This window comes from Enterococcus sp. BSD2780061688st2 D3 (assembly GCF_005844145.1).
GTDB classification, from domain to species: domain Bacteria; phylum Bacillota; class Bacilli; order Lactobacillales; family Enterococcaceae; genus Enterococcus_B; species Enterococcus_B durans.
In genome coordinates this window covers 1-13010 of sequence record NZ_SPHN01000027.1, presented here as the reverse complement: position 1 = coordinate 13010, position 13010 = coordinate 1, and the positions used below count along the sequence as shown (strand labels likewise).

General features: G+C 41.2%; 13 protein-coding genes and 2 pseudogenes. 4 read left to right on the top strand and 11 right to left on the bottom strand.

Annotated features, from left to right (window positions below; genetic code table 11):
- Positions 1–165: 165 nt before the first annotated feature.
- Positions 166–288: a hypothetical protein gene (locus FGQ66_RS15600; protein ID WP_258082286.1), complete on the bottom strand. Its 123-nt coding sequence runs from the start codon at positions 286–288 to the stop codon at positions 166–168.
- A 147-nt stretch (positions 289–435) separates the two neighbouring features.
- Here FGQ66_RS15600 and FGQ66_RS13985 point away from each other — a divergent pair, with 147 nt between their 5' ends.
- Positions 436–1119: a response regulator transcription factor gene (locus FGQ66_RS13985; protein ID WP_002328830.1), complete on the top strand. Its 684-nt coding sequence runs from the start codon at positions 436–438 to the stop codon at positions 1117–1119.
- A complete protein-coding gene (locus FGQ66_RS13980; protein ID WP_002328831.1) occupies positions 1116–2525 on the top strand; it encodes a sensor histidine kinase in 1410 nt (469 codons plus the stop codon). Before FGQ66_RS13985 ends, FGQ66_RS13980 begins: the two co-directional genes overlap by 4 nt.
- Positions 2526–2613: 88 nt before the next feature.
- On the opposite strand, the pseudogene FGQ66_RS15510 reads toward FGQ66_RS13980, so the two are convergent.
- The 5 genes and pseudogenes from FGQ66_RS15510 to FGQ66_RS15500 all read right to left on the bottom strand — a co-directional run bounded on the left by FGQ66_RS15510 (position 2614) and on the right by FGQ66_RS15500 (position 4624).
- Positions 2614–3009: pseudogene (locus FGQ66_RS15510) on the bottom strand (NusG domain II-containing protein).
- Between the two features lie 61 nt (positions 3010–3070).
- Complete coding sequence (locus tag FGQ66_RS13965) at positions 3071–3304, bottom strand: SHOCT domain-containing protein (protein WP_053109495.1); 234 nt, start codon at positions 3302–3304, stop codon at positions 3071–3073.
- A gap of 44 nt (positions 3305–3348) precedes the next feature.
- A complete protein-coding gene (gene lgt / locus FGQ66_RS13960) occupies positions 3349–4188 on the bottom strand; it encodes a prolipoprotein diacylglyceryl transferase (RefSeq protein ID WP_002328834.1) in 840 nt (279 codons plus the stop codon).
- Between the two features lie 43 nt (positions 4189–4231).
- A pseudogene (locus tag FGQ66_RS15505) lies at positions 4232–4366 on the bottom strand (M23 family metallopeptidase); the annotation flags it as partial.
- Positions 4367–4393: 27 nt separating this feature from the next.
- Positions 4394–4624, bottom strand: coding sequence for a hypothetical protein (locus FGQ66_RS15500; protein WP_002328835.1), 231 nt, complete (start codon positions 4622–4624; stop codon positions 4394–4396).
- 316 nt (positions 4625–4940) lie between these two features.
- Between FGQ66_RS15500 and FGQ66_RS13950 the strand changes: the two genes are divergently transcribed.
- Together FGQ66_RS13950 and FGQ66_RS13945 are read left to right on the top strand one after the other, a co-directional pair.
- Positions 4941–5147, top strand: coding sequence for a hypothetical protein (locus tag FGQ66_RS13950; protein ID WP_002328836.1), 207 nt, complete (start codon positions 4941–4943; stop codon positions 5145–5147).
- A gap of 49 nt (positions 5148–5196) precedes the next feature.
- Positions 5197–5799, top strand: a complete 603-nt coding sequence (locus FGQ66_RS13945; protein WP_025479482.1) for a TIGR01906 family membrane protein — start codon at positions 5197–5199, stop codon at positions 5797–5799.
- A 174-nt stretch (positions 5800–5973) separates the two neighbouring features.
- Here FGQ66_RS13945 and tcrB read toward each other — a convergent pair whose 3' ends face one another.
- The 5 genes from tcrB to FGQ66_RS13920 all read right to left on the bottom strand — a co-directional run bounded on the left by tcrB (position 5974) and on the right by FGQ66_RS13920 (position 12892).
- The gene (gene tcrB, locus FGQ66_RS13940) at positions 5974–8076 is read right to left on the bottom strand and encodes a copper-translocating P-type ATPase TcrB (RefSeq protein WP_061343356.1); all 2103 of its coding nucleotides are present in this window, start codon (positions 8074–8076) and stop codon (positions 5974–5976) included.
- Positions 8077–8214: 138 nt separating this feature from the next.
- Entirely contained in the window at positions 8215–8421 is a 207-nt protein-coding gene (tcrZ, locus tag FGQ66_RS13935; protein WP_002294571.1) for a copper chaperone TcrZ, read from the bottom strand.
- A gap of 85 nt (positions 8422–8506) precedes the next feature.
- Complete coding sequence (locus tag FGQ66_RS13930) at positions 8507–10972, bottom strand: heavy metal translocating P-type ATPase (RefSeq protein WP_002294572.1); 2466 nt, start codon at positions 10970–10972, stop codon at positions 8507–8509.
- A gap of 12 nt (positions 10973–10984) precedes the next feature.
- On the bottom strand, positions 10985–11440 hold the full coding sequence (gene tcrY, locus FGQ66_RS13925) for a copper-responsive transcriptional repressor TcrY (protein ID WP_002294574.1): 456 nt from the start codon (positions 11438–11440) through the stop codon (positions 10985–10987).
- A gap of 561 nt (positions 11441–12001) precedes the next feature.
- Positions 12002–12892 carry a fructose bisphosphate aldolase gene (locus FGQ66_RS13920; protein ID WP_060812744.1) on the bottom strand — a complete coding sequence of 297 codons (891 nt, stop codon included), beginning with the start codon at positions 12890–12892 and terminating at the stop codon, positions 12002–12004.
- Positions 12893–13010 lie beyond the last annotated feature (118 nt).

Here is a 13010-nt window from a genome sequence, read left to right as displayed (position 1 = left end):
GAAGATAGTAGCCCACGGCTACAATAATCACATCCTGCTAAAATTGCTTTCCTTTAAAATGATTCATCGTCATTCCTCCTGCTATCTTTTTCTATTATTCTACCTTATTTGATAGTAGATTTAAAACTTTGCAACAGAACCAGAAATGAATATTGTAAAAAATGATTAGGTAGCGTTTATTAATCCATGTTCATAACTTAAGACTTTAGACAACATCCCAAAAGCAGAAGATTCTACTACGCCTGACAAAGTGATGACCTTTAGTGGCATGGGAAACATGGTCGCCATTGACGGCAAACAGTTCGACATGGACCGGATCGATTTACGCGCTAAGGTCGGGGAAAAGGAAGTTTGGGAGATTAAAAACACACGGGACATGATGGGTCAAGTTTTAGTAGAATGAAGATACCAACGAAATTGGAGGAGAAAGATTACGTGAAGATTTTAATTGTGGACGACGAAGCAAGCATTCTGGATATCGTGGAAGCCTATTTGAGTGCAAAAGGCTATCAAGTGTTTCGCGCTTTGAGCGGAAACGAGGCTTTAACAAAGGTTGATGTTGTCCAACCTGATTTGATTGTGTTGGATCTCATGCTGCCTGGTTTATCTGGCCTCGAAGTCTGTAAAAAAATAAGGGACTCCTCCACTGTACCGATTATCATGTTGACTGCGAAAACAGCCGAAAAAGATATCTTGGAAGGGTTAAGCCTGGGGGCTGATGACTACATCACAAAACCATTCAGCCCGAAAGAGCTGGTTGTTCGGGTCGAAACCGTTTTACGCCGTGTCCAACCAGAATACCGAGAAGAAAAGTGGTCTTTCGAAGAAGGTTTGCTGGTTATCTACCCGGATCGAAAACAAGTATTCAAACAAGCTGAAGAAATCATTTTGACCCCGACCGAGTATGCTTTATTAGCCCTTCTGGCCTCACATCCAAAGCGCCTATTTTCACGGGAACAGCTGCTGGACGCTGTGAAAGGACTCGATTTTGATGGAACGGATCGGGTGATCGATACCCACATCAAAAATATTCGTCAAAAAATTGAGGACGACACGCGCAACCCCTACTTCATCTTAACCGCATATGGAACGGGGTATCGATTTGGTGGTCAAAAATGAAGCGAACCATTAAATGGCAACTCTTGCTCTCGTTTGTTTCTCTGTCCTTTATCTTAGTGGGGACCTTCAGCTGGATAACACTAAACTTAATGGAAAGCCACTTCGAAGACTATGTGCGCGAAAGGCAAGAATCAGAGTTAACAGCATACCAGACTGAGTTAGAAAACTTCTATCGGAAAACGGGTACTTGGGCAGATGCCCCTCCAACAATCCAAAATATTGGACGCGATGCTCTCCAGAAAGGCATCATCCTAAAAGTATATGACCATGCTGGCAACCAAGTATGGGGCCCCTCTCCTTCAGAGGAAGAAGAGTCAAAAAATAGGATTCAAACCCACCTCCTAAATATGGAGCAGATAATGGGCGATATAGAGAGTGGCTACGTGCAGACAATCGTTCCCCTCGGTAGCGAAACAGACCCAATCGGTTCTCTCGAAGTGCAATCCGTTGGACCTTTTGCTTACACGGAACATGATGCGTTATTCCTTGCCGATATGAGGAACAACTTGATTTTTGTAGCGATTAGGTCCCTAATTATCTCCTTATTTTTCGCGTTATTGATTGCCAAAAAATTGAGTTCACCAATCGTCAGAATACAGAATTTTACGACGGAAATTGCGAAGGGTCACTACAGTCACCTGGCGATTGAGGAAACAGGGATTCAGGAAATTGACAGCCTCTTGGATTCCGTGGATGAATTGTCTGGGCAACTCCAACGCCAACAAGAGATTCGTAACCGCCTTTCCTCTGACATTGCACATGAAATCAGGACACCATTGACGACTTTGAAAGGCAATATTGAGGCCATGATTGACGGGGTCTGGGAAGTATCGGAAGAACGCCTCTACCACTGTTACGAGGAAGTTAACCGCATTGCCCGCCTGATTGGACAAATTGATCGGATCAATGAAATTGAAAGCCATGAAAGCCAGCTGCAGAAGTCATCCTTTGATTTGCTAGAACTTACGCAACAAGTTGCCGGCACCTTTCAAGCTTTGTTGATTGAGAAGGGCATTGAATGTGCCATTAACGGAGAAGTGGTTTTAATTTCTGCTGATCGAGATAAGATTCATCAAGTGGTAACTAATCTCTTGTACAATGCAATTAAATTTACCCCTTCCGGTGGCCACATTGATCTTCAGGTTTCCCAAATTAGTGGCGTAGCTTCCTTTAAGATAACCGATACCGGTCAAGGAATCCCTCCAAATGAAATCAATCAAGTTTTTGAAAGGTTCTATATGACTGAACCCTCTAGGAACAGGAAACTGGGTGGCCAAGGGATTGGTTTATCGATTGTTAAAGGAATTGTGAACGCCCACCATGGGAACATCTCTGTCGAAAGCACATACGGAAAAGGGACGACTTTTGTTGTCAGTCTTCCGCTAGAAAGCCACATAAAAGCATAAAAGAGGCACTCCCATTATGGTGGAGTGCCTCTTTTTTCCCTATTTGTTGGCAGTTTGATACATTTTGTTTGGCAAGGTTCTGCTTTTTTCACTGAGCCAGCACATCTATGTCTGACTCTTCTGGATTTTCAGTTACAATTTCAATTAATAATCGGTGAGGTAGATTGAGACTCGTCTCCCCAGGAGATTGAATCCAATCTCTTCGCACCGCAATCTGGTACGGACTGTTGTCTTCCTTATTTCGAATCCGTTCGCCGTCTATCTAGACAATATTATATTTACCGGGTGCCGGATAGTAGGTAATGAGTCTGTGTTCCTCATTTCCTGTCAGCAGGAAACGATCCACCTCTTCGCCATTAATCGAGATAACCGCGTAAACATTGTTATTATCATTATTCGTCTGTTGGACTGCAAAGATAGCCGTCGGTAAAAAAGACAAAACAATAAGGGGGAAGATAATAACGACATCAAAGGGTTTTACCATTTTTATGTACTTCGTTATTATTATTTTTCCTCCTTTTTTTATTTATCTTCTCGTCAGCAGTTTACTCCAAGTGCTTTTTACGCTTCAGGTATTCCTCTTCTGTCAGGTTTCCTTTGGCAAACTCTTTTTGTAGGACCTCCAAAGGCGTTTCTTTTTCAACCGTCCGATTCCCCTTATCGGAAACAAGTTTAATGAAAAGATACACCACAATAATCACTAGGATGATCCAAAATATTCCCATAAACATCATGTACCACATTCCGCCCCATGTCAAGCTGTTCCAATATTCCATCATGATAAAAACGCTCCTCTCTATATTTTAGACGTGGCCCATGTGATTTAGTGCTCTTCCTTCAGCTTCCATCCTTTTAGATAGTAGGCTTTTGGCGGATAATCCCGTCTACGGTAAATCCAAATGGCGATGGCGCCAACGAACAAGAGGAGGGACAACCCTTGGGACACCCTTAAAAAATCACCCATCCATAAACTGTCGGTGCGCATACCTTCGATAAAGAAGCGCCCCACCGAATACCAAATAACATAGCTGAGGGCCACTTCGCCTCGTCGCAACAAGTTTTTCCGATTCCTCAACATGATAATGATGGCAAAGCCTAAGAGGCTCCACAAGGACTCGTACAGGAATGTCGGATGGTAGTAGGTGCCATTAATTTGCATTTGATCAATAATAAACTTTGGCAGGTAAAGGTTCTCCAAAAAGGTGCGGGTCACCGCTTCCCCATGGGCCTCCTGGTTGATAAAGTTCCCCCATCGGCCAATGGACTGCGCCAACAGAACATAGGGCGCCAGTATATCGAGCATCAATGAAAAAGGGATCCCTTTTTTCTTCGTGAACCAGTACACGGCCAGCCCCCCTGCAATCAAACCGCCATAAATGGCAATGCCGCCTTGCCAAATGGCGATGATTTCAAGCGGTTTCTTGATATAATACTCCCATTGAAAAAGAACGTAATAAATTCTTGCTCCGATAAGTCCAAGGGGGATAGCCCACATTGCCATATCTGTAATGTCCTCTTCGCCCAAGCCTCTTTTCTTTCCTTCCTTAGAGGCAAGTGTGATAGCAAGCAACATAGCAGCCCCAATGATAATCCCATACCAGTAGACGGTGAATGGGCCAAAGGAAAACGCGACGCGGTCGATTGTTCCGACAATTGATTTCATAACTTACTCCTTACTGATTTTCATTCTGTATCCCGTTCGATAGTTATAAGCCCAAATAAGGCGCTGGATCGACCTGGATTCCGTTTTCGTATACTTCAAAGTGAAGATGGACGCCCGTGGAATCTCCGGTGGTTCCCATGATGCCCAGTTTTTGCCCCTGGGTCACTTGTTGCCCTGCCATTTGTAAGGTGAGCGCATCAATTTTTTATTGAAGTGCGATGGTCCCTGTTCGCAACTGCTCCTTCCTTGCTTCTAAACCATCCAACTTTACTTGTTGGCTGGTGCTTTCTCCATCTAATTCCCGCAGTTGCTTCTCAAGCTGCTCTTTCTCTTGTGTCAGGTCTTCAATACTTCGTGCATTTACATCCATAGGAAGGATGAGCAAACTCGATAAGAGTGGGATACTTATAAATTTGACAAGCTGCTTTCTGTCCATGTGTCCTCCTAGTTTCAGGCCAGGTGACGAATGTTAACGAATGTTGCCTGTTATTTCAATCATTATACCGTTACAACTATATGAGACAGGAACCTCCTTTCTTACTTTTATTGACTATACCAATGAATTATGTAGATTTTATGGAGTTGCCCCATCTCCATAAGAATCACATAATTTTTTGTTATTCTTATCTAGAAGATGAGAAATAATCTTTGTTCTCACTCATTTGGTTTGATTTTTGCTGGTTTCAGGGTTTGCCATTCATAATCTATTTCGTTTGTAGCATTGGCATAAAAATAAAAGAGGAGTGTTGAAGATGGAAACAATTATATTTGTGGTACTGATGGTGGTTGGACACATGCTCATGATGTTTCTCATGCCTGGTATGCATGGCGGTCATAACCATAAAGGACATGACCATACCGGCGACGCGGAGGATAAAAAGCGTCTGGAAGATGAAATCCAGCAATTAAGGGAAGAGCTGAGTGACACGAAAGCCCGATTAAACCAAAGAGAATGGTAAGGGGGCTGCTGTTTTGAGGCAAAAAATATTCTCCATAACTGGATTCATCATGATTTCGCTTTTCATCCTTTCCCTTTCCATCGCCGTCACCATCAACTTTACGCCGCTCTATTCGTTTGACATCGATTATTTGGAAATAACGGAAACGCTTAAAATGCCAAAGGAACAGATTTCAACAAATTACCGCATCCTCCTGAATTACCTGAATATGCCTTGGATAGCAGAACTTAACATGCCGGATTTTCCCAGTTCAGCGCGTGGGCTATTCCACTTTGTTGAAGTAAAAAAACTCTTTGCCTTAGATTACCTAATCCTATTGTTTTCCGGCGTAGGCACGTTTGGATTTGTGCGGTATCTGAATAGGATACAACAATCTTGGCAGCTCCTGCTCTACTTCCGCCGGGGAACCCTTATTCCCCTTGCTATTCTTTTGGCTCTCCTGGTTAGCTTCGACACGCTGTTCGTGCTGTTCCATCAAGTTTTCTTTAACAATGACGCCTGGCTCTTCAATGCCACTACTGATCCTATTATCTTAGCTTTACCTGCCGAGTTCTTTATGCACAGTTTCCTCTTGGCCTTTGGATTAATCGAAGTCTTCCTAATCCTGGGGTACTTCACTACTAAATATCGAATCTCTGCCCCAAGCCGTTGATTAAAAAGGTTATGGTTCATAAGAAAAACAGGGCTCTCCATCGAAAGCATGGGAGCCCTGTTTTTATCGAAAATTTATCGATCTATGATTTTCCTTATACAGCATACTGGCTGGTCTGACCCGATTCTGGAAGGGGGTCAAACCAGCCAGTGCTTTTTTCGTTCCTGCTTCGTTTTATTTCGGCTCTAATTTCAATGTCATAGCATTGATGGCAACAATTACAGTCGAAAGTGACATCAAGACGGCACCGACTGCTGGAGTTAATGTTATGCCAATTGGTGCTAGTATTCCTGCAGCTATTGGGATCGCGATAAAGTTATACCCTGCTCCCCAAACAAGATTTTCTTTCATCTTACGTGTGGTCTTCTGAGCCAACTCGATAAAGGATTCAATGTCGCCAGGGTCTGACTGTGTCAAGATGACATCGGCTGAATCCAATGCTACTTGAGTTCCGGCACCAACAGCTATACCAACGTCTGCTAATGCAAGAGAAGGTGCATCGTTGACCCCGTCACCGACCATGATAACTTTCTTTCCTTCTGCTTTAAGTTTTTCAACTAATTCATATTTGTCTTGAGGAGATTGATTAGCTAGATAATCAATACCTAAAATTTCTGCAGCTCCTTGAGCCGCTTTTTCATTGTCACCCGTTGCCATAATCGGCTGAATCTTGTTCTTTTTAAGGGCTTGTATTAAGTCTTTACTTGTCGGTTTTAATTCATCCCCTAAAGCTACAGCACCGATTGCTTCGTCGTTTTCTACTAAGACACTGAGGGTTGCTCCTTTTGGAATATCCATATCCAGATTACGTCTATATGCTTTTTGACTGATTAATTGATAACGATGTCCGTTAGCTTGACCTTCTACACCAGCGCCAGAAATAACATCAATCGAATCAAAACTTACTGGACGTATCCCTTGCTGTTCTGCGTAACTAATAATTGACTGAGCGATAGGGTGACTAGATCCACCTTCGATACCTGACAATAAGGCAACGATTTCATCTTTCGTATATTTATCATTAAAGAGTTCAACATCTAATACTTTAAACTCACCAGTTGTTAAAGTTCCAGTTTTATCTAAAACCATAACATCTGCGTTTGTAGTCAACTCCAAAGCGTCCCGGTCTTTCACTAATAATCCCCGGCTGGCCCCTAAGCTGGTACTACGAGCAGTCACCAATGGAATAGCCAGACCCAGGGCATGCGGACAAGCAATAACTAATGTGGTGACTGTAAAAATAACTGCCGTTGGTACATCAGCTATAATCATCCATATGACAAGGGCAATAAGCGCTACAATAACCGCAATATAAAAGAGCCATCCTGCAACTTTTTGTGCAAGATTTTCTGCTCGAGAAGATTGGCCTTGAGCTTGACTGATTAATGCCTGAACCTGAGAAATGAAGGACTTATCGCCCGTCTGCTTTATTTCCACATAGAGGACTCCGCCACCATTGGTTGATCCACCGATGACCTCATCTCCGGGATTTTTTTCAATTGGTTTCGATTCCCCAGTCACAAGCGCTTCGTTTACACGTGATTCTCCGCGAATAATGATACCATCAGCTGGAACATTTTCTCCTGCTTGAACACGGATAACATCTCCAATCTGAAGTTCAGACACAGGACGAGTCTCAATCGAATCGTCTTCTAAAACAACATGAGCATCTTTCGGCACCAACTCAGCCAATGCTTTTTGCGCGTCCCCTGCTTCACCCAATGCCTTCATTTCAATCCAGTGTCCTAATAACATGATTAAAATTAACGTTGCAAACTCAAAGAAGAAGTCCATGACATGTTCTCCGGTCACATATCGAGCGGCCACTGCGTAAACACTATAGGCATAAGAAACCGTTATTCCCAAAGTAATCAAGGACATCATGCCTGGAGCTTTTGAATTAAACTCATCTTTCGCACCCATGTAGAATGGTTTTCCGCCATAAATGTATAGAATTGTTGCCAATACAGCTGCTACAACGTCTGCATAAGGAAAAATAATTTGGAAAGGCAACTGAATATCCATCATAGGAGTAATGAGTAAGATTGCAATTCCTAATGGGAGTGACTTCAAGAAAATCTCCTTAAAGCTACCGTGATGGTGGTGGGCATGCCCTCCCATTGCGCCATGATCCATTTCATTGTGATCCATCGCACTATGATTCATCTTGCTGTGATCCATCTGACTATGTTCCATTTCATTATGGTCGTGTTTTGAGTGATCCATGTCGCCGTGATTATGATGACTATGTGACGAATGTTTTCTGTTATTACTCATTTTTAATTCCTCCTTATTATATTAGAGAATAATTTTAAAGTTTTAGAACTTTCTCATCTAACACTGCATATAATTCTCATGAAAAGGGTTCTATACTTTATCTCTATCTACTATCTATGAATAAATGGTATTCGTACTTTATGCACTTAATACTGAATAGTTAGTTTCTGCTAAAGCAGCATTGAGCGTTTCGGTATCAATCTCTGTTTGACTTTCAAGTACTGCTTTTTTAGTCGCTAAATCAACCTCTACAGATTCAACCCCTTCAATAGCTGAAAATCTTTCTTGTACCGTGTTCGCACAACCTGCACATTTTACGCCATCTAATAAGACTTCTTTTTTCATTATTCTATTCCCCTTTTTATTTTTTTATCTTCTCCTATTATATAGAATAGGAAGAAGTTTAAATCCCAAATAAGCTACGTGTTTTCTAAACAACTGCTGGTTTGAATCGTCTTAACCGTAAAGCATTGAGCAAGACCGATACGGAGCTGAAACTCATGGCGACTGCCGCAAACATTGGATTCATCAATGGTCCGCCAAAAATATGCAAGAGACCCATCGCAACTGGAATACCTACAAGGTTGTAAGCAAAAGCCCAGAACAAGTTTTGTTTAATGTTTCGTAGCGTTGCATGACTTAAATCAATCGCAGTCAATACAGCGGTTAAATCATTACGCATAAGGACAATATCAGCCGATTCAATCGCCACGTCTGTACCTGATCCAACTGCAATACCGATATCTGCTTGAGCTAATGCGGGTGCATCGTTAATGCCGTCTCCAACCATCGCTACCTTCTTGCCTGCCTCTTGTAGTTTTTTGACTTCCTCTGCTTTATCTTCAGGTAATACTTCACTTAATACACTGTCTATACCCACTTGCTTAGCAATCGCTTTGGCTGTACGTTTGTTATCTCCAGTAATCATGATTACTTCAACACCGCGTCTTCTAAGTTCTTTAACAGCCTTCATACTATTTTCCTTGAGTGTGTCAGCTACTGCGATAATTCCAGCTAGTTTTCCATCAACAGAGAGATACATCGGTGTTTTTCCTTCGTCTGCTAAACGATCGGATTCTTTTTCCATGCTTGATAAATCAATCTTTTGCTCTAGCATCAGTTTACGGTTTCCAATGTACATATCTTTGCCCTCAATTTCAACTCGAATCCCGTGTCCAGGAATCGCTTCAAAATGATCTGGTTTAGCTAATGTCATGTTCTCTTCTTTTGATTTCTGTACGATGGCTTCGCCTAATGGGTGTTCAGAACCTGTTTCACCGGAAGCTGCATAATATAAAAGATTTTCTTTAGTAATAAGAGGAGTTACCAAAATATCCGTCACGATAGGTTTACCTTCTGTCAGTGTCCCTGTTTTATCAAATACAATCGTGTCTAAATTATGAGTGGTTTCTAACGCCTCACCACTTTTTATCAAGACACCATGTTCTGCCCCTTTTCCGGTTCCAACCATAATACTTGTTGGAGTCGCCAAACCTAAGGCACATGGACAAGCAATGACAAGGGTTGTTATGATAACGGATAAAGTAAATATTCCAGATTGACCTGCAATTAACCAAGCAATCCCTGCTAAAACGGCTAATGCTATAACAATCGGTACGAAATATCTGGTAATGATATCGGCCATTCGAGCAATGGGTGCTTTAGACCCTTGAGCATCTTCTACTAATTTTATGATTTGAGATAGAGTTGTATCACTTCCCACTCGAGTCGCGCGGTAATCAATGGAACCATTTTTATTGATACTAGCCCCAATAACCTCGTCTCCACTTTCCTTTTCCACGGGGATACTTTCTCCTGTCAGCATTGATTCATCGACTGAAGTGCGTCCCTCGACAACAACACCATCTACAGGCATACTTTCTCCCGGACGAACTCGAATAACATCTCCTAAAGCGACTTCGTCCACAGTAATCTCTTGTTCCACACCATTACGTATCACTCGAGCTGTTTTAGGAACCAAGTTGACTAATTTTTCAATCGCTGAGGACATTTGCCCCTTTGATCGCTCTTCTAAAAATAACCCTAACGTATGAAGAGTTAAGATAACTCCAGTCACTTCATAGTAAAGTAAATCTGAAAAGTTCCCGTAACCTAAGCCAGCCCCGATCGTCGCTGCCAGACTGTATACAAAAGCGGCCGCGGTACCAAGGGCAATCAGGGAATCCATATTTGGGTGACCTTTAAATAAGGTTTTGAATCCCTTCTGGAAATATTCCCAGCTTACTACCATTATCGGCAAAGTCAGAATAAGTTGTAAAAGAGAAAAATTAAATGCATTTATCATTGGGTCAACGATATTTGGTAGAGGCATACCGACCATTGGACCCATGGATATAATTAGTAAAGGGATTGTAAATATAATGGATATCCCAAAACGATTTGAAAGTTGCTTCATTCTTTTTTCTTTTTTCTCACGCTTCTCTGCTCGTGAATTATCTTGAGTCTCAGTTGTTTCTAATACGGCTGCATAACCACTATTGGATACAGCACCAGTCACATCAGATACTGAAATTGCTGACGGGTTATAAGAAACTTGCATTTTTTCTGTCGCTAAATTGACTGAAGCTTTATCTACGCCCGACAACTTTCCGACAGCTTTTTCAATTGTCTGTGCACAGGATGCACAGGTCATCCCTTCAATTGCAAAGGTTTGCGTCGTTCCTTCTTGGGCAATCAGTTCATACCCTGAATTATCCACCGCTTTTTGTAGATTTTCTACCGAAAAAGTTGGTTCATCGTACTCTATACTTAACTTCTCTGTTGCTAGGTTCACGGAAGCCTGTGTGACCCCACGTACTTTTTTTGCCGCTTTTTCTACTGTCTGCGCACAAGACGCACAGGTCATACCTTCTATGGCAAACGATTTATTCTCCAATTTTCTCGCTCCTTATTCTCCATGATGATGTAAATGGCACTCGCATTGCCCTTCTGTACACTGACAATCCACTTCTTCTACTGCGAAAGCTTTTTTCATCTCTAATATTTCTTCTAGTCGCTGGATATCATCGAAGCTTAAGACATGATCTTCAATGATACTCCCTACTACATTCCCGACATTCTTTCGACAAATACGATCGAAAATATCGTTTGTAAAACTTCTTACCGCTTCTTTCTCTTCGATATTTGCCGAATAAATATATTTTCTACCTTCTTGTTCTGTATTCAGTGCGCCTTTTTCCACGAGTCGACCTAAGAGCGTTTTGGTTGTCGCTTGTTTCCAGTCCATTTTCTCTCCCAATGTAGAAATGACTTCTTTACTAGTCACTCGACCATTCGCCCAGACTACACGCATAACTTCCCATTCAGCATCGGTTATATGAAGGTCTACAGCTATAGTACTCATATTCTCTCCCCCTTTCGTTTACGCGCGTAAGCATTAATGCTAAATAGAGTTTACACTAGTAAACGATTATTGTCAAGAGTTTATGTAAATGAATAATTTGTGATTTATTATTTTTTATAACTTTTTAACTTTCGTTTCGATGCGACACGCCTGACGAAAATATGGATTATGTTTTAGTTCATTAATTAGGGATTGGTTCGTCGGACACTTCTCTGTTAAAAAAACACCGAAAATAAGCTTTTTCAGAATGTCGGCGGATAGACATCCCACTGTACGGGTTTTCTATCCCCCGATTTCATTTTGATTACAAATTTGAGCCTAACAGGCTCAAGGGGTCACAGCATCGCAAATTATTCATCTACAAACTATTTCAGCTTTAAACACAAAAAAAGCAAGGTGAGAGCCCTGCCTTTTTGCGTCTTTATCGGACTATAATTGTATGAGTAGCTCATTGGGAAGTACCATCTTAAAATCTAGGAGAATGATATACTACTCGCTGTCTATACTATAACTCGAATGTAAGTTCTGGTATATGAATATTGGAAGTTTTTTTGCAAAGATTTAGTTTTTTACAACAGAAGCTTCATAAATAGAATCCACTGCTTCTTTTAGTTTTGCATCAAAGTCTGCATCACTTTGATTAACAGATAAGTCCTGCGTAAGCGCCCGTGAAAAACTTGCTATAACATTGTCATTTTGACTAGGTATTTCGTTCGCTTCGTCTGTTTCATAACCACCTGATAAAGCAACAACACGTAAAACTTGTGAATGATCGGCTAATTCTTGATATAAATTAGCTTTCGTTGGGATAGTTAATTTCAACATCACATAATCATCAGTAGCTAATGCATCTAAATGGTTTTTAATGGATTGGTTTAAATATTCCTCAATTTGTTCTTTATCTTCAGAATGAATATTCACTTCAGGTTCAACGATAGGAACTAAGCCAGCATCAATTATTTCTTGAGCAACTTGAAACTGCTGGGTGACTGCATCATCGATGCCTTTTTCATTATATGAAAGAATGTTTGAACGCATTTTTGTACCAAACATATTTTGTTCTTTTGCTTGTTTAAGTAAATTATTAAGTCCTGGAATTGGCTTCATTAATTGTACGCCATGTTCTTCATCTGCAAGTCCTTGATCTATTTTAATAAACGGAACAATTCCTTTATCGCTTAAATAATCTCCAGCATACTGACCTTCTATCCTATTATTCATCGTATGTTCAAATAAAATCGCGCCAATAATTTTATCCGGAGTAAAAGATGGAGATGTGATGATTCGTGTACGCATTTTGTGAACAAGATCAAACATTTCATCGTCATTTGAATACTGGTCTTCACTGACCCCATAAGCATTCAGAGCTTTTGGTGTACTACCACCGCTTTGATCAAGTGCCGCGATAAAGCCGTCTTTATTCTTTATAGTATCAAAATGTTCTTGATTCATTGATAAATTCCCCTCCATAGATTTTCTGAAATTCCCATAGTGGTTCTGTTGCGAAGTTTGAAAATCAAACGCGCCCTCTCTGAACTCCAAATATCTTAGGCTGTTATTCCCATTAATA

Excerpts from the sequence above, each read along its gene's own strand:
- FGQ66_RS15600 (WP_258082286.1), bottom strand. The coding sequence starts at position 288 with ATGGCGACCATGTTTCCCATGCCACTAAAGGTCATCACTTTGTCAGGC.
- FGQ66_RS13980 (WP_002328831.1), top strand. The coding sequence starts at position 1,116 with ATGAAGCGAACCATTAAATGGCAACTCTTGCTCTCGTTTGTTTCTCTG.
- FGQ66_RS13965 (WP_053109495.1), bottom strand. The coding sequence starts at position 3,304 with ATGATGGAATATTGGAACAGCTTGACATGGGGCGGAATGTGGTACATG.
- lgt (WP_002328834.1), bottom strand. The coding sequence starts at position 4,188 with ATGAAATCAATTGTCGGAACAATCGACCGCGTCGCGTTTTCCTTTGGC.
- FGQ66_RS15500 (WP_002328835.1), bottom strand. The coding sequence starts at position 4,624 with ATGGACAGAAAGCAGCTTGTCAAATTTATAAGTATCCCACTCTTATCG.
- FGQ66_RS13950 (WP_002328836.1), top strand. The coding sequence starts at position 4,941 with ATGGAAACAATTATATTTGTGGTACTGATGGTGGTTGGACACATGCTC.
- FGQ66_RS13945 (WP_025479482.1), top strand. The coding sequence starts at position 5,197 with ATGATTTCGCTTTTCATCCTTTCCCTTTCCATCGCCGTCACCATCAAC.
- tcrB (WP_061343356.1), bottom strand. The coding sequence starts at position 8,076 with ATGAGTAATAACAGAAAACATTCGTCACATAGTCATCATAATCACGGC.
- tcrZ (WP_002294571.1), bottom strand. The coding sequence starts at position 8,421 with ATGAAAAAAGAAGTCTTATTAGATGGCGTAAAATGTGCAGGTTGTGCG.
- tcrY (WP_002294574.1), bottom strand. The coding sequence starts at position 11,440 with ATGAGTACTATAGCTGTAGACCTTCATATAACCGATGCTGAATGGGAA.
- FGQ66_RS13920 (WP_060812744.1), bottom strand. The coding sequence starts at position 12,892 with ATGAATCAAGAACATTTTGATACTATAAAGAATAAAGACGGCTTTATC.